The sequence below is a fragment of the Rhizobium sp. WW_1 genome (genome assembly GCF_003610155.1).
Classification (GTDB): Bacteria; Pseudomonadota; Alphaproteobacteria; order Rhizobiales; family Rhizobiaceae; genus Rhizobium; species Rhizobium tropici_A.
The window spans coordinates 1-19877 of the sequence record NZ_RAIN01000008.1; the positions used below are offsets into that span (position 1 = coordinate 1).

General features: G+C 58.5%; 19 protein-coding genes and 2 pseudogenes. 13 read left to right on the forward strand and 8 right to left on the reverse strand.

The features are described from left to right. The first annotated feature begins 510 nt into the window (after positions 1–510). A complete protein-coding gene (locus BJ928_RS23030) occupies positions 511–1044 on the forward strand; it encodes an NUDIX hydrolase (RefSeq protein ID WP_047637240.1) in 534 nt (177 codons plus the stop codon). Between the two features lie 36 nt (positions 1045–1080). On the opposite strand, the gene BJ928_RS23035 is transcribed toward BJ928_RS23030, so the two are convergent. From BJ928_RS23035 to BJ928_RS23045, 3 genes are all read right to left on the reverse strand, one after another. Further along, positions 1081–1620 carry an NUDIX hydrolase gene (locus tag BJ928_RS23035; protein ID WP_052228099.1) on the reverse strand — a complete coding sequence of 180 codons (540 nt, stop codon included), beginning with the start codon at positions 1618–1620 and terminating at the stop codon, positions 1081–1083. 71 nt (positions 1621–1691) lie between these two features. Further along, positions 1692–1994 carry a cold shock domain-containing protein gene (locus tag BJ928_RS23040; protein WP_047637238.1) on the reverse strand — a complete coding sequence of 101 codons (303 nt, stop codon included), beginning with the start codon at positions 1992–1994 and terminating at the stop codon, positions 1692–1694. A 31-nt stretch (positions 1995–2025) separates the two neighbouring features. Beyond that, positions 2026–2343, reverse strand: a complete 318-nt coding sequence (locus tag BJ928_RS23045; protein ID WP_047637237.1) for an integration host factor subunit beta — start codon at positions 2341–2343, stop codon at positions 2026–2028. A gap of 418 nt (positions 2344–2761) precedes the next feature. On the opposite strand from BJ928_RS23045, the gene BJ928_RS23050 reads away from it, so the two are divergent. Next, positions 2762–3271, forward strand: coding sequence for an NUDIX hydrolase (locus tag BJ928_RS23050; RefSeq protein ID WP_052228098.1), 510 nt, complete (start codon positions 2762–2764; stop codon positions 3269–3271). Between the two features lie 104 nt (positions 3272–3375). Here the strand turns inward: BJ928_RS23050 and BJ928_RS23055 are convergent. Beyond that, positions 3376–4217 (reverse strand): annotated as a pseudogene (locus BJ928_RS23055) (transposase); the annotation flags it as partial. A 640-nt stretch (positions 4218–4857) separates the two neighbouring features. On the opposite strand from BJ928_RS23055, the gene BJ928_RS23060 reads away from it, so the two are divergent. The 4 genes and pseudogenes from BJ928_RS23060 to BJ928_RS23075 all read left to right on the forward strand — a co-directional run bounded on the left by BJ928_RS23060 (position 4858) and on the right by BJ928_RS23075 (position 7693). Next, positions 4858–5103: a hypothetical protein gene (locus tag BJ928_RS23060; RefSeq protein ID WP_047637234.1), complete on the forward strand. Its 246-nt coding sequence runs from the start codon at positions 4858–4860 to the stop codon at positions 5101–5103. 429 nt (positions 5104–5532) lie between these two features. Then, a pseudogene (locus tag BJ928_RS23065) lies at positions 5533–6075 on the forward strand (ABC transporter permease); the annotation flags it as partial. 344 nt (positions 6076–6419) lie between these two features. After that, a complete protein-coding gene (locus tag BJ928_RS23070; protein WP_348628250.1) occupies positions 6420–6620 on the forward strand; it encodes a VOC family protein in 201 nt (66 codons plus the stop codon). 278 nt (positions 6621–6898) lie between these two features. Next, complete coding sequence (locus BJ928_RS23075) at positions 6899–7693, forward strand: aldolase/citrate lyase family protein (RefSeq protein WP_047632396.1); 795 nt, start codon at positions 6899–6901, stop codon at positions 7691–7693. Between the two features lie 150 nt (positions 7694–7843). On the opposite strand, the gene BJ928_RS38875 is transcribed toward BJ928_RS23075, so the two are convergent. Continuing rightward, positions 7844–7993, reverse strand: coding sequence for a hypothetical protein (locus BJ928_RS38875; RefSeq protein WP_047632397.1), 150 nt, complete (start codon positions 7991–7993; stop codon positions 7844–7846). 240 nt (positions 7994–8233) lie between these two features. Between BJ928_RS38875 and BJ928_RS23080 the strand changes: the two genes are divergently transcribed. From BJ928_RS23080 to BJ928_RS23110, 7 genes are all read left to right on the forward strand, one after another. Further along, a complete protein-coding gene (locus BJ928_RS23080; RefSeq protein ID WP_147413934.1) occupies positions 8234–9286 on the forward strand; it encodes a substrate-binding domain-containing protein in 1053 nt (350 codons plus the stop codon). Between the two features lie 236 nt (positions 9287–9522). Then, positions 9523–10452: a sugar phosphate isomerase/epimerase family protein gene (locus tag BJ928_RS23085; protein ID WP_183079447.1), complete on the forward strand. Its 930-nt coding sequence runs from the start codon at positions 9523–9525 to the stop codon at positions 10450–10452. Positions 10453–10463: 11 nt separating this feature from the next. After that, positions 10464–11585, forward strand: coding sequence for a Gfo/Idh/MocA family oxidoreductase (locus BJ928_RS23090; protein ID WP_047632403.1), 1122 nt, complete (start codon positions 10464–10466; stop codon positions 11583–11585). A 206-nt stretch (positions 11586–11791) separates the two neighbouring features. Further along, positions 11792–13039 carry an ABC transporter substrate-binding protein gene (locus BJ928_RS23095; protein ID WP_245432502.1) on the forward strand — a complete coding sequence of 416 codons (1248 nt, stop codon included), beginning with the start codon at positions 11792–11794 and terminating at the stop codon, positions 13037–13039. A gap of 74 nt (positions 13040–13113) precedes the next feature. Next, entirely contained in the window at positions 13114–14052 is a 939-nt protein-coding gene (locus tag BJ928_RS23100; protein ID WP_052227746.1) for a sugar ABC transporter permease, read from the forward strand. Then, positions 14052–14960, forward strand: coding sequence for a carbohydrate ABC transporter permease (locus tag BJ928_RS23105; RefSeq protein ID WP_047632406.1), 909 nt, complete (start codon positions 14052–14054; stop codon positions 14958–14960). Before BJ928_RS23100 ends, BJ928_RS23105 begins: the two co-directional genes overlap by 1 nt. Before the next feature lie 3 nt (positions 14961–14963). Continuing rightward, the gene (locus tag BJ928_RS23110; RefSeq protein WP_047632409.1) at positions 14964–16049 is read left to right on the forward strand and encodes an ATP-binding cassette domain-containing protein; all 1086 of its coding nucleotides are present in this window, start codon (positions 14964–14966) and stop codon (positions 16047–16049) included. A gap of 41 nt (positions 16050–16090) precedes the next feature. Here BJ928_RS23110 and BJ928_RS23115 read toward each other — a convergent pair whose 3' ends face one another. From BJ928_RS23115 to BJ928_RS23125, 3 genes are all read right to left on the reverse strand, one after another. Then, positions 16091–17152 carry a class I SAM-dependent methyltransferase gene (locus BJ928_RS23115; protein ID WP_047632410.1) on the reverse strand — a complete coding sequence of 354 codons (1062 nt, stop codon included), beginning with the start codon at positions 17150–17152 and terminating at the stop codon, positions 16091–16093. A gap of 185 nt (positions 17153–17337) precedes the next feature. Next, positions 17338–17889, reverse strand: a complete 552-nt coding sequence (locus tag BJ928_RS23120) for a glutathione peroxidase (RefSeq protein ID WP_047632411.1) — start codon at positions 17887–17889, stop codon at positions 17338–17340. 80 nt (positions 17890–17969) lie between these two features. Then, on the reverse strand, positions 17970–19820 hold the full coding sequence (locus tag BJ928_RS23125; protein WP_047632812.1) for an ABC transporter ATP-binding protein: 1851 nt from the start codon (positions 19818–19820) through the stop codon (positions 17970–17972). Positions 19821–19877: the final 57 nt, after the last annotated feature.

The following is a 19877-nucleotide window of genomic DNA, read 5'->3' on the forward strand; positions in this document are numbered from 1 at the left end:
GCGCGTGCCCCAAAGCAAAAGGGCGATGTGGCCGGCCAGAGCGACGAGGCCGAAAATAAGCGCCATGATGGTCCTCCATATGCCTGCGATGCCCGCAGGGTGGCCGGTTGAATTGTGTGGTTCTCACTCAAACGCGACACATATTGTTTCGGAAAAGGCCCCGGACGAGGGATCCTCCGGGGGCAAGGCGAGCGTGACGAGAAGGCTTTTACGCTTCTGGTCGAATATGCTCACAAGATGGGACCAATCAACTCCGATTGAGCGAATGAATTGTGCCAGAAATACAATGCAACGTAAAGGCTGCAACGTCATTGAAGTCGTTGGAAGGTTGAGTAAAAGAGCAGAGGTTGGGGGGAGAATTTCGGAGGCACGGAAGACCTGCACATGCGTCGCGCCCCGATGGAGAAGGCTTAGATCCGACAGCCTGTCACCGTATCGGCGCTCATGGCTTTAATTCAAGATCGCTCTGCGATTGAGATTACGAAAACAATCTGACACTCTAAATGGATCATGACGTCACAGAAAGATGGCAAGAAGCCTACACCCTCCAACTCAAAGCACCTGCTGAAACAGCTCGCGCGTACGCCGGAAAAGCTGTTTGCGAACGCATTCAGGAACCAATATGGCGCACTTTGCTTTCGCTACGCCGATGATGGCCATGCGATCGAGATCCTCGTGATTACCTCGCGTGAGAGCGGGCGGTGGATCATTCCAAAGGGCTGGCCAATGAAAGGCAAGGCGCCCCATGAGGCTGCAGCGATCGAAGCCTGCGAGGAGGCTGGTGTTCGCGGCAAGGTGGCAAAGATGCCCGTCGGCCGCTACACATATCTGAAGGAACTTGACGACGGTAAAGTCGTCCCTTGTGTCGTCGAGATGTTCCAGATTGAGGTGAGGGAGGTCAAGGCTGCCTTCAAGGAACAGGGTCAGCGTCGGCTCGACTGGGTTAGCCCTGACGAGGCGGCTCGCCGTGTTCGCGAAATCGAACTAAAATCCTTGCTGGTCAATTTTAAGCCTCTGGACAAGCAAGCGCGCCGAAGGAAGTGAAGGCGTCTGACATATGAGGGGGGCGCACCGGCTTTGTTAGAGCAAGTCACTAGGTCGCGTGGTTGCTTTTGACCTTGATAACGTTTTCTTGATTGTTGCAACGAATCTGGGCGCGTCCGCGTCGGCAAGCAGTCCGATCAGTTCGCGCAATTCAGATTGTCGGATATGGGTCGAGGCATCCTTTGCTGGCAGCCAGAGACATTGTCTCTTACCTTCCGGCCGAAAGCTCCCGGACTCGCTTTCGACGAATAGCAGATGAACCAATACTGTCAGCGGGCTCCAGGGCGAGCTCTTACGATAGGTATAATGGCCGAGCGGCGTCTTGCTGATGCGACCCGTAACACCTGCTTTCTCCAGTGCATGTCGTTGGGCGCACCGGTATAGCAGCTCGTGTTTGCGGATATCGCCTTTAGGGATGGCCCAATGGTCTGTGTCGCCACTCGAAATGAGCAGCACTTCGATGTCTCCGTCTGTACCGATACGCCAGCAGATCGCACCGCACTGGCCAGCCCTTCGAAACGAAAGAGCGTCAAGCGCCTCGGCACCTCTCACAAATTCAGACGAATAGGATCCCATCGATTTTACCTCGTGGGCGAAAGGGTAGGGCGACACTCAGATTTGGAAACCCGGAATAAACTAAGCTGGCTTCAGGCTTGCCTTAGTCCCCGTTCTTTTTCGAATTCGTCTGTGAAATCTGTGAGTGGATCATCCCTCATTCCGCTGAGGGGTGTTGAAGTGGCGCTGGCACTCGCTGGCGATAGCTCCTTTGCCGACCTTTTGCCGCCTTCAACCTCGAGAGTATAGGCAATAGGCACATCTGGCCGCAGATGAGGGAGCTTCACCTTCAGCACTTCACTGAGATGCACGAAAACATCTGGGCTGCCGTCGTCAGGCCTTATGAAGCCATAGCCCTTGCTCGCGTCGAACCACTTGACCTTGCCTGTTGCCATTTAGTTACCCATATTGGTTTTCGTGTCGCGGTCAGTCAGCAGGACTTGGCCTACTCGCATCAAACTTGCGTGCAGCGTTCAGGCGCTCTTGCATTTCTTTTCCTGCCTTGAAAAACGGAACCCACTTTTGTTCGATGAAAATCGAGGTGTTCGTTTTGGGGTTTCTGCCTGATTTTGGTGGGCGATGGCGGATACTGAACGCACCGAATCCTCGCAGCTCAACCCTGTCGCCGCGCATCAGGGCTTCAGACATTTCCTCCAGGATTGCATCGACAATCTTTTCCGCATCGTTGAGATGCAGAAAGGGCCTGCGGCTCGAAATCAGTTCGATAAGCTCGGATTTGATCATGTCCTGGTTAAAGGCCCGGAATTTGAAGTTTGACAACGTGGATGGCAAACCGCCATCACATCGGATGCGGAAAGCCGCAGTGCGCTCTCTTAGAATTTCCAGCTAATCGAAAAATTTGCAAGAGATCACGCAGCTCAGCTTTCTGAAAACTCCGCAATTTTGACCGAGATTTCCCGGCTTGTTCCTCCCCTCTACCACCTAAGCAACAGCGGGTCGTTTGCTGCTGATCAATCTTGTAAATCACTGAATTTATATCAAAGCTCTTCCCAATCTGCCTTTAGAGCGACGGCAGCATTGCCGGACCTATTGGCTTGCGAGCCGATTGTATTGCCCCAGTTCCCTGCAGCACCCTCGATGCTCGAAGTCTTGGCTCGAATCGGATCTGCTAATATAGTGATGCGAGATCTCCAGAGGTTCAATGGCCAGTCAAAAGCCTCACCTTGCGCGCCTTGCTCTTCACACAGAGTCGATGCTGCATGGCGGGTCCGCTGCACAGGTTGGCGCGCTCTGCTTCCGCGCCTCCGACGTGGGACAGGTCGAGATTCTGTTGATTACCACACGCGAGACGCATCGCTGGACCATCCCCAAAGGCTGGCCGATCAAAGGACTAAAGCCCCATGAAGTCGCGGAACGAGAGGCATGGGAGGAAGCTGGCATCAAAGGTAGGGCGAAGAAGAAGCCTTATGGATATTATACCTATTTGAAGCGGCTTGCTGACGACCGAACGATCCCATCGGTCGTTGAGGTCCATGTTCTTGAGGTCAAGGAGGCCTGTAACAACTTTCCCGAAATCGGCCAGCGGACTTTGATCTGGCTATCGCCGATCGACGCGGCATTGCAGGTTCAAGAGCCCGAATTGAAAGGCCTGCTAGCAGGCTTTGAAAATATGTGGGCTGATGACAGGCGCTTGAAATCCGTCAATTCGTAAGGTTTTGACGCAGTTCTTTCCATTTTGAAGCCGGTGAAACTGAGACCGATCGCTAATCCCAATTGCGATCTGGTGAGATGTGGCCGTCCGGATCAGACGATAGTGCGCCGACAGATATCGTAAATCAGATGGCGACCAACCCGATTTCCATTTTTCCAGCATTCAGCCAGGAAAGCTTCAAAATACAATGGCGATGTCGAGTTCAGCGATACCCGGTTTCTGTCTCGATGTGCATTGGACGTAAGCCAATTCGCGATGCTACGGCGCTCGTATCCTGTTCGCCTTGCGATCTCGCTGTAGGTGAGGCCCTGCTGCCGCAATGCTTGAGGTGTGTCGAATATTTCCTGACGAGATTGCCTGTGCGCCAAGCGGGCGCGGCGCTGTTGTGACCTGGCGCTGGCGATAGCATCTTCGGAGAGAATGGGTCGAACATTCGCGTGGCCGTAAACGCTCATCTGCTCCTTGATTGCCTCCCTGAGATTTTGCACCAGATGAAAACGGTCAGTCACTTGCCAGGCCTGCGGTGTGCCCTCCCGGGCTGCCTGGGCATACAATCCACAGCGATCTCGGCTCACGATCTCGATCGTCGGACGCTCTTGCAACCACGCTTTTGTGCTCTCGACGCTGCGACCCTCCAGAACATCGACGACCGAATGGCGCTCAAGATCGACCATGATCGTCCTGTACCGTGAGGAATGCCGCCAACTCCAATCATCAATGTCCACAACCTGAATAGTGTCCTTTTGTATGGACGCCGGATTACTGCGCTTCAATTGCTGCAAGATCGTGTCGTCGCTGACCGGCATGCCGAGCCGATGCATCAAGTGCTCTCCCGGACGACCGCCCATCTTGTGGCCAACCAAGCCCACAATCTCAGCCATCCTCGTCGCACATATGGTGCAGCAATCTCGGGCAGCCTGTCGGTGAAGGTCCGTCGCCCGCATTTCCGTTGTCTATCTCGCGGCCTAAACGATTTCGTCGCGACCACCGTCGCCGGTTTTTGTGCGGCCGAGATCGATCAAGATCGATGGCATTGTCGTCCCGTCCTTAGGTATGAAGATTCTTCCTCACTGATCTTCTCGCGCCGCAACGACGCCATCTCACTGCGACGCAGTCCATCTGCGCCGAAGGCGACCATCGGGCTCACCGGGTCGCGCAGGCTGCCGCTGCGGCAAGTGGCCGGCGGGGCCAATGATGTCGGCCGGTAGCGCCGTCTTGTTCTTGCGACGACGTGTCGTGGCGCGGAACGGATCTCCAGCCGTATGGGCACTTTCAGGGCCGGGGAGGCGAAGGCGCCGTCGAGGCCGTGCCATTTCGTCAGCGTCGACTAAGAAGCCCGGCAATGAACCTGGTCGATGATTGCGGGCAGCGTTCTTACTTTTGTAGTTCTGGTGCCACTTGCGACATAATTCTGGAATTTCTTCATACCGCTCTCCTGTCGCTATTTGCATCCTTTCAAGATCCGGGCAGATCGGGATGAACGCAAATTCGGAGTACCTCCGTCAAGAAGCCACCTCATTCAAGTCGTATTTCATCTCCATGATGCATAAACTCAGCATAGGGTTCACAACCGACGAGGAACAACGATGAAGAAAGTCATGATCACAGCGGGGCTGCTGGCACTTTTAGGCGTGAGTTCTGAAGCTCACGCCGTCGGTTGCATCAGTGGCGGCGCAGCTGGTGCAGTCGCCGGACATTATGCCGGACACCATGCTGTGCTCGGTGCTGTCGGCGGCTGCATTGCCGGACACGAAATGCACAAGAAGCAAGTCGCCGCAAGGAAACTGAAGCAGCAACAAGACCAACAACAGAACTTAAAGCCCGCGCAATAGTCGGAGTGATTGGTAAGCAATATCACCATACTCTCGAACTCCAATGCGTTGATGCGGTGGGGGAGTGATTGCCGTGCGTTTCAAGACGCATGGCGGTTGTAGGGCCCTTCACCTTTCGTGAGATGAATTGAAGCCTCTTGCCACAAAGAGAATAGACGACCTGGTGATCCCACCATTCGGTAAGGCGTCGTGCAATACTTCTAGGATCGTCCAGCTTGATCCGTATCAGAAGATCCGCGATTGAGCCTTCCATTGCATGGATGGCCGTCTGTGTTTGAGCCTGGCCCACTAAATTCAATCTGGCTCCGGGCGTCAATTTTAGAAACGCCTGGCATCCTGCAATCGGGTCTGCGTGTGTGGGAGCAGTTTGTCTGCTCGGAGGCAACACGCTCTACCTCACTGACTAGCGCGGTAACAAGGGTTGTCGACCATCCCGTCTATCTGCCACCGAACGGCGTACCGGAAGCTTTCCGTTTCCTTGGTCACGGTACGATCGCAAGTCTGCCCGTGCCGCTTGCAGCTGCCATCGTCATCATCGCGGCTGCCGCGGTCGTCTTTGCCCGCGCGCGGTTCGGCCGCGTTGTCCTGTCGATCGGCATCCAGCCGGGCGTCGTGCGCTACTCCGGCATCGCGGCTTCCGCCTATATAGCGGCCACCTTCGTGCTCGTCGGTTTGATTGCAGCCGTCGCCGGCCTGATCCTGACTTCGACCGTCACCGTCTATATCCCGTCTTCGGGCAATGCATTTCTGCTGAATGCCATCGGTGCAACCTTCATTGGCACGACGCTCAGCCCACTCCGGCGGCCGAACGTCGGCGGCACCGTCTTCGGCGTGCTGTTGCTCAGCATCGTGGCCAATGGGCTACCGCTGACCGATCTGAATTTCTATTGGCAACAGGTCGGGACGGGGACCCTGATCTTTGCCGTGCTGCTTCTCAGCTTCATCAATCGGAGAGCAACTGGCGGCGCGTGAAGGAAGCTGTCGCGGATGGCAGAACGTAGTTCGTCCCAACAGAGAGTAGAGGGAATCAAAGGCGATAACCGGTATATGGCTTACAAGGGACTTTGCCGCCTGAATGCTTCACCTTCAATCCACTCCATAAAACGCCGGGACTAAGCATCTAGAACCTTTCGGGGCTAGGAGAATCAGCGGACGGTGGCGCTTTCTCAGCGAATATTACCAATAATGCGAGATTACATTAGCGAAGTCGAATAAATTGCGCTACGCAGTCGACGGAATTTTGGTGGTATCCCAGTGGTATCTTAACCGGAAACGAGCGATAGAGTAGCTCCGGGAAATGTAGTTATCTCTCTGATATTATTTGTCAAAGCTTGCGGTCAGAAGACTTTGCCTTTGTATTTCCTGTCTGCAGGAGGGACAGAGCAGAGATCGTGCACGAGCCGAAGCTGATGCCATGGGGCAATCGGGCGGCGCAGATCCGTGATCCCGAGGGAACGCTCGTCAGCCTCTACACGCCGGTTACAGACTTTGCCAAGCAGCGCTTCGCGGCGCGTTGACTGTCCAAATCCCGTCGTCTTGTCGACGGAGTGAACTGGCCAACCGATCACGATATCTGCATATCTGTCATGTTCCTCTGGCAGATTCGAGATCATCTTTGAGTGCGGCAAGCAAGATCACGCGATGCTGCGTCGCGTCGATTTGTATCTGCCGAATGTGCACTTTCGAGTGGTTCGGCAGTGAGAATTGAGTATTGTCGCTTGCAACGGCTCGCCGCGATTTGGCGGTGAGGCTGCCTTTGAAAGCAAGGCCTGTTGTTGATAGGTGAGGAAAGACGATGACGACTGATATTAACGGTTTTGCCGGACGCCTGAAGCGCCGCGAGAACGGCGGCATGATCTCCGGCTGGGTCGGCATACCCGACCCGATGCTCGTCAACCATCTGGCACAGGAAGACTTTGATACCGTTGTGCTCGATATGCAGCATGGCATGTGGGACCTGACGTCGGCCGCCAATGGTATCGCCTATGTGCGGCTGGCCGGCAAGCCGCCGATCGCCCGCATTCCGGTCGGCGATTTCGCTTCCGCCTCGCGGCTTCTGGACGCCGGTGCTTCCGCCATCATCGCTCCGATGATCAATTCCGCTGATGACGCCCGTGCGCTCGTGAAGGCAACAAAGTATCCGCCGCTCGGCGAGCGCAGCTGGGGGCCGTCGCTGGCGATCAATCATTTTGGCCTGCCAGCCGAAGATTATCTGCAAACCGCCAACAGCCTGACCGTCACCATTGCCATGGTGGAAACCCGAACCGCCCTCGACGCGATCGACGAGATCCTTGCTGTCGATGGTATCGACGGCATCTTTGTCGGTCCGTCCGATCTTTCCATCGCGCTTTCGAACGGCGCCCGCCTTGCGCCTGACAGCCCCGCGATCGATCAGGCGCTTGCAACCGCGCTTGCGCGCTGCCGCGCTCACGGCAAGGTGATATGCGCCTTTGGCGGCGATGGCGCCCGCGCCGGAGAATATCTGAAGCTCGGTCTTGATCTCGTCATCGCGGGTACGGAAACGGCGCAACTGCGTGCGGGAGCCCGGTCGGCTATTCAGGCCGCGCGAAAGATCGCCGATCAAAATTGATTGGTTCAGAGGCATGTCCGGAAGCATCTCCGGACATGCCAATGCGCTATCTGCGATGTCGTTTAACTGCGTCGGAACGACTGATATCGATCAGAGCGATAGATCCCAAGGCTCCCGCGAGCCAGCTTGGGCGACAGGCGACGAACCGTGTCAGGGTACGAGCTTCACGTAGCAGGGATTGTACTGGTTCCAGCCGCAGTCCTCACCGCGGGCTTTAGCAGGCGTGATTACATTTTGCGTTGCGATCAGCACCAGTGCAAAGGCGATGACGGCCAATACGGTCTTGGTATATTTGTCCATGAATTTCCCCCATTGATGGAATAATAGGCGAGACACACCTTAAAATTGCCTTCCTGAATGCCGTGTGAATATTTGTGCCTAAGGGCACAATTCTGATCCCGCGTAACCGGTATCGAAGCGGCGTCCAATGGGCATCTAGCCCTCCCATTTTGCCTGCAGCCCGTGCTTGCATCGTCGCGTGGCTGCGGGCATTCTCAGGCTGATACGTCGGAGCGGAATAATTTGTCGAAGGTGCATGGATTGACTGTAGGGCGCGGCTTGCGGCGTGAGGTGGGCCAGCGCGTGACCCTGCGAACCGTTGCGACGGCGCTCGGCCTGTCCGTCACGACAGTCAGCCGCGCTCTGAAGGAAGGCCCCGAGGTCAATCGGGAGACGATCGAGCTGGTCAAGCGCGTTGCCCGGGAGCTCGGCTATCGGCCCAATCTCGGCGGCATCAACCTTCGCACTGGCAAGACCCACGCCATCGGCATCGTGCTGCCTTTCGGGCGCGAAGGTGAGATGAATATCGTCGTTGCCTCGCTGATCGAAGGTGCCTCTCGCTTTATGAAGGCGCGCGGGTATCGAACTACGATCGTGCCGCAATTGCAGGCAGACGATCCGCTCGCGACGGTACGCGACATTGTCGAGGAAGGCTCGGTCGATGGCGTCATCATCACGCATACGACCCCGCAGGATGATCGCGTCAAATATCTGCTCGAGGTCGGGATGCCCTTCGTCACCTTCGGCCGCACGGAGCTCTTGAGCGCTCATCCGAGCATCGATCTCGATCATGAGGTCATCGGCGCGGCAGCCGCGCGCCTGTTGCTGGATGCAGGCCACGCTATGCCGTTGCTGATCGCCCCTAGCAGCCAATTCACCTATAGCCTGCAGTTCGTTCGCGGTTGGCGCAGGACTTTTGTCGAGCGCGATTTCCGTGTCCCGGACAGCTTCATCCATTTTACGGCAGTGACGCCCGACAATGGGCGCGAGATGGCCAAACGCGTTGCGGCATCGCATCCGGAGGCGACTGCCGCCTTTGTGGCAAGCGAAGAGGCAGCGCTCGGATTTCTTGCGGGCCTCCGTGATGTCGGACGCCAGGTCGGCAAGGATTTCGCCCTGATCACCTATGGCGGTACGGCGCTCCCCGATTTCTTCAATCCGCCGCTCAGTACTTTTTACTACTCGAACCATGCCATAGGCGAGCGATTGGCTGCCTTTCTGCATCGGGCGATCGCCGGCGAAAACCCGGCCGATCTGCGAGACGTCGTTCGCGCCGAGTTCGTGGATCACCAGAGCCAGCTACTTCCCGGTTGAAAGATGCTGAAATTTGCAGCATGAGCAGAGCCTCCGAACGTATTCGTAACGTTACGAATTTGCGTATGCGGCCATGGAATCCGTAGAAGCTCCCTTTAAATAGCCAGTTGACAGCATCGCGCTTTCTGGGAATCGTAACGTTACAAATCGTCAATTTATGACGAAAGAGACCCTTAGGGGGTGATGTAAGCGCGAGGGCCATGCTGTGGGCAGGGCCGCATTCCAGTGAGGATGTCGTGAGCAACGGTTTACTTTTTTTCGGATCGCCAATTTGGACCTTCAACTGGAACCCGCCCTACCAGGCACCGCTCAGGCGGCTTGCGCGTACAGGCTGCCAGGGTTTCGAGCTGACCGCCTGGTCGGTGGATATGCTTGCTTATTATACGCCGGAGACCATTCGCGAACTGAAGACGATTGCCGACGGCGAGGGACTGGTTCTCACCAACTTCTTCTTCAACCTGCCGTTCAGCCGCGCGCTCGGTGCCAAAGTATCCACCGTCGATCTCGACGGGTACAGGCGTGGAATGGAGGTCGCCGCCGCGATCGAGACGCCGATCGTCACCAGCATGACGCCCTATCCGTTTCAGTCCGAGGTCAGGCCGATCCTGCAGCGGCCGATTTCGCAGGAATGGGGTGCCGCGGTCGAGCCGCAATGGGATTGGGAGGGCGAATATGATGCCGTGGTTGATGGTTTCGCCAGGGCTTGCGAGATTGCGGCGTCGGCGGGTCTCAAGGTTGCGATCGAGCCGCATCCCTATCGTTGGGTCAGTTCCGGCCAGGGCATGCTGCGGCTGATCGAGCGCACGGGTGCATCCAATCTCGGTCTGAATTTCGATCCGAGCCACCTCTTTCCGGCCGGTGACATGCCGCATTATGTCGTCCTGGCGCTCGGCGACCGCATCTTCAACACGCACTTCTCCGACAATGAGGGCCATACCAACGCCCACTGGCGGCCGGGCCGCGGCAAGATCGACTGGAAGGCGATCTTCGCGGCACTCAAGGCGATCGGCTATTCCGGACCCATCACGCTGGAGCTGGAAGATGCGCCGGGCGCATCGCATTGGACGCATTTTCGCGAAGCGACACCGGAATTCGACGACGAGATGCGACGCGGCATGAGCTATCTGCGCGCCGCCGCCGCCGAGCTTGATATCAGCATTTCCTGAGAGGTAACCCAATGAGCAACGAGCCCATGAAAGTCGGCATCGTCGGCGCCGGCAATATCAGCGCCACCTATGTCGCAACCCTGCACATGTTCGATTTCATCCGTGTGAAGTCGATCCACGATCTCCATGACGCCTCGGCACGGAAACTCGCGGAGCAGTTCGGTGTCGAAACCGTGGCGCTCGATGCCATGCTTGCCGATCCGCAGATCGGCCTCATCATCAACCTGACGACGCCGGTTTCGCATCATGCCATCAGCAAGAGGGCACTGCTTGCCGGCAAGCACGTCTATTCGGAAAAGCCGCTTGGCGTCTCGATGGTCGAGGCGGAGGAACTGATGTCGATCGCGCGGGCGGCCGGGCTGCGGCTCGGCTGCGCCCCCGATACGTTCCTCGGCGGCGGTCATCAGTTGACGCGACGTCTGCTTGACGAAGGTCGCATCGGCAAGACGATTTCGGCTACCGCCATGCTGCTCCTGCCCGGTCATGAGCACTGGCATCCGAATCCTGGCTTCTTCTATGGCCGTGGCGGCGGCCCGATGCTGGATGTCGGCCCCTATTACGTCACGAACCTCATTGCGCTGCTCGGTCCCGTGCGCGAAGTGTTCGGGACCGCGAAGGTCACCCGCATCGAGCGTCAGGTGAAGACCGATCCGCATCGCGGCGAGACGATCAAGGTACTGGTGCCGACGCATCTGACCGGGGTTATGGAATTCCACAGCGGCGCGACCGTCACCATCGCCACCAGCTTCGACGTCATCAGGCACAAGCACAATCAGATCGAGCTTTACGGTTCCGAAGGCAGCATGGTGACGCCCGACCCCAACAATTTCAGCGGTAAGGTCGAGATATTCCGCGATGGCGACGATGCCTGGAGGGAGATTGCGGTCGATCATCCCTATACGGAGGGTGTGCCGGGTCATCTCGGCCTGCGCGGCCTGGGTGCGGCCGAAATGGTGGATTCCCTGCGTTCGGGGCGACCGCAGCGGGTCTCGTCGGAGCTGGCCTTCCATGCCCTCGAGGTCATGACGGCATTCGAACGCTCGGCCCAGTCGCGCGGCGTGGTTGCAATCCACAGCAGTTGCGGTCGTCCCGATCCGATACCACGCACGGCAAATGAGGGACGTTTCTCATAAGCCGCGCTGGCGGTAACAGGAAAATGCAGTCCTTTTGGACTGCGGGCTTGACGAAGGGGCAGTGCCTGAGGAAGCATTGCGTCTGCTGCAGGGAACGGAGGCTCTGTTGCACGGTTTTGGAGGACCATGGATTCGGCATCCGATGTCTGGAGACGGCGGCGGCTGAACACAGGCGTTGGAGAACGCCGTCAAAGGAGGAGGAACGCATGCGCAAATTGATGATGGCATTCGTCGGCGCCACGGCGCTGGTCGCGGCGAGCGTGACAGGCGCTCTGGCCGAAGGCAAGAAAGCCGAAGTCCTGCATTGGTGGACGTCCGGCGGTGAATCCGCCGCCGTGAAGGAACTGGCCAAGGCCTTCAACGCCGCCGGCGGCGAGTGGGTGGATACCGCGATTGCCGGTTCCGGTTCGACTGCGCGTCCGATCGGCATCAACCGCATCATCGGCGGCAACCCACCGACAGCCATGCAGTTCAATACAGGTACGCAGATGAACGAGCTGGCCCAGCAGGGCCTGCTGCGACCGCTCGACGATCTCGCCAAGGAGCAGGATTGGAAATCGGTACTGACTCCGGCCTTCTACCAGGCCATTCAGTTTCAGGGCCATATCTATGGCGCGCCGATCAACGACCACGGCCAGAACTGGCTGTTCTACTCCAAGCCCGTCTTCGCCAAGGCAGGCGTGACCGAGGAGCCGAAGACCTGGGATGAGATGTTTGCCGCGCTCGACAAGATCAAGGCCGCCGGCCTGATACCCGTTGCCGTCGGCGGCCAGCCCTGGCAGCTGCAGTTGATGTTCAATGCCATCCTTCTCGGTGAGGGCGGCAAGGATCTCTACGGCAAGGTCTGGAAGGATCTCGACACCGACGCCGTCAAGTCCGACAAGTTCAAACACGTCGCCGAGGTCTTCGCCAAGCTGCGCAACTATCAGGACCCGGGCAGTCCGAACCGCGACTGGAACGTTGCAACCGGCATGCTGATCGACGGCAAGGCCGGCATCCAGTTCATGGGTGATTGGGCCAAGGGCGAATTCATCCATGCCGGCCTCGTCGCCGATAAGGATTTCGGCTGCATCCTCGGGCCGGGCGAATCCAACTTCATGATGGGCGGCGACATCTTCGTCTTCCCGGTCCTGAAGGACAAGACGGCCACCGACGCCCAGACCCTGTTGGCAACAGTCATCATGTCCAAGGAAGGGCAGATCGCCTTCAACTCCAAGAAGGGCTCGGTGCCCGTGCGTCTCGACGTCGATACGTCGAAACTCGATGCCTGCGCGCAGAAGGGCCTCACCGCACTCAAGGACCCGAGCCGCCAGATTCTGACCTCCGACGTCTTGACGCCGCAGGACGTCGTCCAGACGGAAGGCGATCTTATCGCCCAGTATTGGACCACCCCCAGCATGACCGCCGATCAGTTCGCCGATCAGTTCGCCAAGGTCATCGATCAGGCGAAATAAGCTTCAATCGACATCCATGCGGCGGCAGGTTCGCCTGCCGCCGGTTCTCATGAATGCTGAGGAGGAGCGCGCCTATGAGCACACCCGAAACGAGCGCCGCCGCTGTCGGCGCGACTGTTGCCCCCAGGGGTGCAACCCGCAAGCGGATGCATTTCTCACCCTATCTGGCGTTGTTGCCGGCCTTTGTGATCGTGCTTTTGGCCTATGTCGTCACGGTCGTCTGGAATATCTGGATATCGTTCACGGACAGCAAGGTTCTGCCGGTCAATATCTTTGTCGGCACCAAACAATATGAACGATTGTTCGACACCGCGCGCTGGCTGATTTCGTTGCAGAATGTCGTGGTCTTCGGCGTGCTCTTCATTGCAGGCTGCCTGATCCTCGGCTTTCTTCTCGCCGTCGCGCTCGATCAGAAAGTCCGCTTCGAAAACACCTTTCGCACGATCTTTCTCTATCCTTTCGCGATGTCCTTCATCGTGACCGGGCTTGTCTGGCAGTGGATCATGAATCCGACGCTCGGTCTGCAGAAGGTCGCTGACAGCATCGGCTTTACCTGGTTCCGCTTCGACTGGATCGTCCAGAGCGATCTGGCGCTTTATGTCATCGTTCTTGCCGGCATCTGGCAGTCTACCGGCCTTGTCATGGCGATCATGCTGGCGGGACTGCGCGGCATCGACCGCGAGCTTTGGAAGGCGACGCGCATCGACGGTATCCCCAGCTGGCGGGTCTATCTTCACATCGTCATTCCGATCCTGAGGCCAACCATCATCACCGCCAGCGTTCTTCTGGCGATCGCCGTCGTCAGGGTCTATGAACTGGTGCTCGCGACAACGGGCGGCGGCCCCGGCATATCGACCGAAGTGCCCGGGAAATTCATCATGGATTACCTCTTTGGGCGCGGCAATATCGGCCTTGCGACCGGGGCATCCACGGTCATGTTCGTCACCGTGGTCATCGTTGTGACGCCCTGGCTCTATTTTGAATATTTTCGCGAAAAGCCGAGGGGGAACTGATGACGACGCCATCTTCCGTCACTAGTGCCATGCAGGGGCCAACCGGGCGCAAGCCGCAGCATCTGACCCCTGGCCGCATCGGGCTTTATCTCTTTCTTATCATAGCGGCACTGTTCTTCCTGCTGCCGCTCTACGTGATGCTCGTCACCTCGTTCAAATCCATGCCGGAGATACGGCAGGGCAATATCTTCGCCTTCCCGCAGATGTGGTCGGCCGATGCCTGGGTGCAGGCCTGGAGCTCGGCCTGCACCGGGCTCGAATGCGGCGGCATCAGCGTCGGATTCTGGAATTCGGTGAAGATCCTGATCCCGAGCATGATCCTGTCGATCCTGATCTCGTCGCTGACTGGCTATGCGCTGTCCTTCTGGCGGGTCAAAGGGGCAAATGTGCTGTTCGCCGTCCTTCTGCTCGGCGCCTTCATCCCCTATCAGGTGTTCATCTATCCGCTGGTGCTGATCTATCGCGATATCGGCATCTATTCGACGCTGCCCTGCATCATCATCACCCACACGGTCTTCGGCCTGCCTGTCCTGACGCTGCTGTTCCGGAACTATTATTCGAGCCTGCCGATGGAACTGTTCAAGGCGGCCCGCATCGACGGGGCGGGGCTTTGGCAGATCTTCTTCCTGCTGATGATCCCGATGTCGATCCCGATCCTTGTGGTGGCGTCGATCCTGCAGGTGACCGGCATCTGGAACGACTTCCTGTTTGGCGTCGTTTTCGCCGGCCGGGAAAATTTTCCCATGACGGTGCAGCTCAACAATATCGTCAACTCCACCCAAGGGGAGAAGCTTTACAACGTCAACATGGCGGCAACCATTCTCACCGCCCTGGTTCCGCTGATCGTCTATTTCGGTTCGGGTCGCTGGTTCGTGCGCGGCATCACCGCCGGCGCAGTCAAGGGATAGCTCATGGCCAATGTTTCCATTCGCGAACTTGCGATCGATTTCGGCAGCGTCAGTGTCCTGAAATCGCTCAATCTCGAGGTGAAGTCCGGCGAGTTCATCGTCCTGCTCGGCCCGTCCGGCTGCGGCAAGTCGACCCTCCTCAACGCGATCGCCGGGTTGACCGATATCACCGATGGCCAGATCTGGATCGGCGACAAGAACGTCACCTGGGAGGAGCCGAAGGACCGCGGCATCGGCATGGTCTTCCAATCCTATGCGCTCTATCCGACGATGACGGTAGAAGGAAATCTCTCCTTCGGTCTGCGCATCGCCGGCATGGCGAAGGAGGAGATTGCCGAACGCGTCAACCGCGCCGTGCAGATCCTGCAGATCGACCCCTTGCGCAAGCGCCGACCGGGAGAGCTCTCCGGTGGCCAGCGCCAGCGCGTCGCGATCGGCCGTGCCCTGGTGCGCGATGTCGATGTCTTCCTGTTCGACGAGCCGCTCTCCAATCTCGACGCCAAGCTCAGGACCGAGCTGCGCGTCGAGCTGAAGCGCCTGCATAGCGGCCTCGGCTCGACGATGATCTATGTGACGCACGATCAGATCGAAGCGCTGACGCTGGCCGATCGCATTGCCGTCATGAGCGGCGGCGTCATCCAGCAATTCGCCTCGCCGAAGGAGATTTATCGCCGCCCGGTCAATCGTTTCGTGGCGGGTTTCGTCGGCTCGCCTTCAATGAACTTCCTGTCTGGGCAGGTAACGAGCAACGGCGGCGTACCGGCTTTCACACTGCCCGATGGCCGCAAGATCGATCTCAACGGCTACGAATTCTCAGGCACGCCCGGAGACGGCCGCAAGGCAACGCTCGGGGTGCGGCCGGAACAGATGCAGTTCCAGCCCGCCAGCGATCGCGCTTCCAGCCTGCCGGCCACTTTTACCATTGTCGAGCCCATGGGCTCGGACAATTTGATCTGGGGCCAGGTCGGCAAGGAGACGATGTCTGTGCGTATCGATGCCGACGAGGATGTCGCGCTCAACAGCGAGCAGCCGGTCTATTTTCAGCCGGCGCTCGCATCGTTGTTCGGCGAGGACGGGCAGCGTCTGTGAGATAGGTTGTCGCGCGCCGGACCAAGCGCGCGGCGCAATTTTCATGCCCTGACTTCGAAAACCATGTTGAATGGCGTTTCGGTCGCCTTGCGGAAGTGCGAATAGCCCGCATCCATGGCGACCTTGCGCAGTTTCAACTCGCCGGCTTGCGCACCCAGGCCGAGCCCGACTTCCTGGGACAGCGAGGCCGGCGTGCAGATCATCGTCGATGCGCCGTAGAAGACGCGGCCGACCGGGTTGAGATTGTCCTTCAGGCAATCATGCGCAAAGGGCTCGACAATCATCCAGGTGCCGTCATCGGCGAGGGTTTCCTTGACATGTTTGCCGGCGCCGACCGGATCGCCCATGTCGTGCAGGCAATCGAACATTGCCACGAGATCGTAGTCGGCAGGCGGGAAATCCTTGGCACTTGCCTGCTCGAACGTGATGCGGCCCGCAACGCCTGCTTCCGCGGCCGCAGCCTTCGCCCGTTCAATGGACGGGAGATGATAATCAAAGCCGAAGAAGGTCGAGTTCGGATAGGCTTCCGCCAACAGAATGGTCGAAGCGCCATGGCCACAGCCGACATCGGCGACGATCGCGCCAGCCTCAAGCTTCTCCTTCAAGCCGTCGATCGCCGGTATCCATTCCGAAATGAGGTGGCTGTTGTAGCCCGGTCGGAAGAACCGCTCCGTGCCGCGGAACAGGCAGGCGCTGTGTTCATGCCAGCCGACGCCGCTGCCGGTCCTAAAGGCATTGGCGATCTTTGGCTCGTCAAGCCACATGGATTGAACGACATCGAAGGCGCCAGTGAAGAAGGCCGGGCTGTTTTCCTCCGCAAACACCATTGCCTGTTCCGGTGTCAGGTAGAAGCGCTCGGTGTCGTCGTCATAGCTGACATAGTCGGCCGCCGCCTGGGCGGACAGCCATTCGCGCACATAGCGCTCCTTGACGCCGACCTTATCGGCAAGTTCCGCCGAGGTCATCGGCGTTCCATCGGCCATGGCCTTGAACAGGCCCAAATGGTCCCCGAGCGTCACCAGTACACCTGAGACCGCCGCGCCGAGATCGCCGACCAGGCGCCCGACAAGGTTATCGAGTTTCTGCATATCAGGTTCGCGCATGACATCCTCCCATCAGAATTGATGCAGCGTTCCGTCACGATGTATTCGGATGGGAGAAAGATACTCCCGGGCCGGGGGGCAGGCAATTACGCCATCCGGCTGAACAGGTTCATCGCGACCCTGAAGGCAGGCGCAACCTATTGATGTAATACGCTATTTTAGAAGTTCACAAGCTGCTGGACGCCTCAGGCAAGGCGCGCCAGCTCCTTTTCCAGAACCGAAAGCAGGCGCGGATCGTCGGCCGTTACGTCGGGAGCGAAGCGGGCTGCAACCTTGCCGTCACGACCGATCAGGAATTTTTCGAAATTCCAGACAATGCCGCCATTGTCGCCGGTATGCAGGCCACGTTCGGCCAGGCGAACCCGCATCGGGCCGTCTCCGGTCGTCTCGACGCCCGAGGCGATGAGATTGTCATAGAGCGGATGGCGCTCTTCGCCTGTCACAGCGATCTTTGAGAACATGGGAAACTGCACATCGTAGGTCAGCGTGCAGAAATCCAGGATCTCCTTGTCGCTGCCCGGTTCCTGCCCCTTGAAGTCATTGGCAGGGAACCCGGCGATGACAAGACCTTCGTCGCGCTTCGCCTCATAGAGCTTTTCCAATCCCGCATACTGCACCGTCAGGCCGCATTTGGATGCGACGTTGACGACCATGATGACCTTGCCGCGATAGTCGGCAAGCGTCGTATCGCTGCCGTCGATCCTCTTTACCGGAATGTCGAGCACGCTATCGGTCATTTCATTCAACTCCAGATCACATGGAAAACAGAATGCCGATATTTGCCTTGATTTCGGTGACGTCAAGGCCAGAATCCGGCTCAAGCGGCCTCTTCCATCCGCACCAGATGGCCGCTGGACACTTCGCGGTAGTGTTGGGCCGGTGGTTGATATCCGACCGGCCGCACCGGGCTCTTCAACTCATCGACGGCGAGGTTGCGCCGGATGCCGCGCCGCGATGGGTCAGGCACCGGAACGGCCGCCATCAGCTTCTTCGTATAGGCGTGCTGCGGATTTTCGAACACGGAGGCGCGCGGGCCGATTTCGACGATTTCGCCGAGATACATGACGGCGACGCGATGGCTGACGCGCTCGACCACGGCCATGTCGTGCGAGATGAAGAGATAGGAGAGATTGAGGCTCTGCTGCAGATCCATCAACAGATTGCAGACCTGCGCCTTGATGGACACATCGAGCGCCGAGACGCTTTCATCGGCAACAATCACCTTCGGATCGAGCGCGAGCGCGCGGGCGATACAGATGCGCTGGCGCTGGCCGCCCGAGAATTCATGCGGATAGCGGCTCATCATATCCGCTTTCAGGCCGACGCGCTCCAGCAGATCGGCCGCCTTTTCGCGGGCCTCGGAGCGGGTGCCCAGGCGATGCTCGATGAAAGGTTCTGCAACGGCAGCGCCGATCGTCATGCGCGGGTTGAGGCTCGCAAACGGGTCCTGGAAGATCATCTGGATACTGCGCCGCATCCGGCGCAGATCGACCGCCCCAAGCTTCATCACGTCATAGCCGTCGAGGCGAACCTCGCCGGATTTGGGGTTGATGAGGCGCATGATGGAGCGCCCGGTCGTCGATTTGCCGCAGCCGGATTCTCCAACCAGCGACAAGGTCTCGCCTTGGGCAAGATCGAATGAGACGTTTTCGACCGCATGAATGGCGCCGGTCGGGCGAGCGAACAGGCCGCCGTGGAGCTCGAAACGGGTGACGAGGTTCTTTACCTCAAGCACCGGGGTCCTGCCGTGATCGACGGTGTCCGCGAGTGCCTTGGGTTCGCTGAGCTCGCCGGTGCTTGCATCGACGATCGGGAAGCGCAGCGGTTGCCGTTGATCCTTCATCGAGCCGAGGCGCGGGACCGCCGACAGCAATGCCCGGGTATAGGGGTGCTGGCCGCGATGGAAGATATCGTCGGTCTTGCCTGTTTCCACCGCCTCGCCGCGATACATGACGATGGTGCGATCGGAGATTTCGGCGACGACGCCCATGTCGTGGGTGATGAAGAGGACGGACATGCCTTCTTCTTCCTGCAGCACCTTGATGAGGTCGAGGATCTGCCCCTGGATCGTTACGTCGAGCGCGGTCGTCGGCTCGTCGGCGATCAGCAGCTTCGGGCGGCTGGCAAGCGCCATGGCGATCATGACGCGCTGGCGCATGCCGCCGGAAAACTGGTGCGGATATTCGTCAAAGCGCGAGGATGCGTTGGGGATGCGCACTTTTTCCAGAAGGCGGATCGTTTCAGCCTTCGCTTGCGCATTGGAGATATTGCCATGGCAGGTCAGCGCCTCGGAAATCTGCCGGCCGATGGTGAAGATCGGATTGAGGGATGTCATCGGCTCCTGGAAGATCATCGCGACGTCCTTGCCGCGTACCTTGCGCATCTCGGCCTCCGGCAATGAGAGGAGATCGCGGCCGTTGAGCCTTATAGAGCCTTCGATGCGGCTGCTGGCCCTGGCGAGCAGCCGCATGATCGAGAGCGAGGTCACGCTCTTGCCCGAACCGCTTTCGCCGACGATGGCGACCGTTTCTCCCGGCATGACGTCGAAGGAGATGTCCTTAACGACCGTGCGCCACTCGCCATCGACGAGAAACGAGGTGGTCAGATCGGAGACGGACAGGACAGGCTGCTTGCTCGGATCGATCGTCTGTGCGGCGTTGGTCGTCATCGGTTCCCCATTCATGATCTTGCGCTTTGCCCGGGCTTTGGCGGAAGCCCGTCGTAA

Coding starts and splice junctions, on each gene's coding strand:
- BJ928_RS23035 (WP_052228099.1), bottom strand. CDS start 1,620: ATGGGATCCTATTCGTCTGAATTTGTGAGAGGTGCCGAGGCGCTTGAC.
- BJ928_RS38875 (WP_047632397.1), bottom strand. CDS start 7,993: ATGGACAAATATACCAAGACCGTATTGGCCGTCATCGCCTTTGCACTG.
- BJ928_RS23060 (WP_047637234.1), top strand. CDS start 4,858: ATGAAGAAAGTCATGATCACAGCGGGGCTGCTGGCACTTTTAGGCGTG.
- BJ928_RS23075 (WP_047632396.1), top strand. CDS start 6,899: ATGACGACTGATATTAACGGTTTTGCCGGACGCCTGAAGCGCCGCGAG.
- BJ928_RS23050 (WP_052228098.1), top strand. CDS start 2,762: ATGGCCAGTCAAAAGCCTCACCTTGCGCGCCTTGCTCTTCACACAGAG.
- BJ928_RS23120 (WP_047632411.1), bottom strand. CDS start 17,889: ATGACCGATAGCGTGCTCGACATTCCGGTAAAGAGGATCGACGGCAGC.
- BJ928_RS23045 (WP_047637237.1), bottom strand. CDS start 2,343: ATGATCAAATCCGAGCTTATCGAACTGATTTCGAGCCGCAGGCCCTTT.
- BJ928_RS23110 (WP_047632409.1), top strand. CDS start 14,964: ATGGCCAATGTTTCCATTCGCGAACTTGCGATCGATTTCGGCAGCGTC.
- BJ928_RS23090 (WP_047632403.1), top strand. CDS start 10,464: ATGAGCAACGAGCCCATGAAAGTCGGCATCGTCGGCGCCGGCAATATC.
- BJ928_RS23100 (WP_052227746.1), top strand. CDS start 13,114: ATGAGCACACCCGAAACGAGCGCCGCCGCTGTCGGCGCGACTGTTGCC.
- BJ928_RS23030 (WP_047637240.1), top strand. CDS start 511: ATGACGTCACAGAAAGATGGCAAGAAGCCTACACCCTCCAACTCAAAG.
- BJ928_RS23115 (WP_047632410.1), bottom strand. CDS start 17,152: ATGCGCGAACCTGATATGCAGAAACTCGATAACCTTGTCGGGCGCCTG.
- BJ928_RS23105 (WP_047632406.1), top strand. CDS start 14,052: ATGACGACGCCATCTTCCGTCACTAGTGCCATGCAGGGGCCAACCGGG.
- BJ928_RS23125 (WP_047632812.1), bottom strand. CDS start 19,820: ATGACGACCAACGCCGCACAGACGATCGATCCGAGCAAGCAGCCTGTC.
- BJ928_RS23095 (WP_245432502.1), top strand. CDS start 11,792: ATGCGCAAATTGATGATGGCATTCGTCGGCGCCACGGCGCTGGTCGCG.
- BJ928_RS23040 (WP_047637238.1), bottom strand. CDS start 1,994: ATGGCAACAGGCAAGGTCAAGTGGTTCGACGCGAGCAAGGGCTATGGC.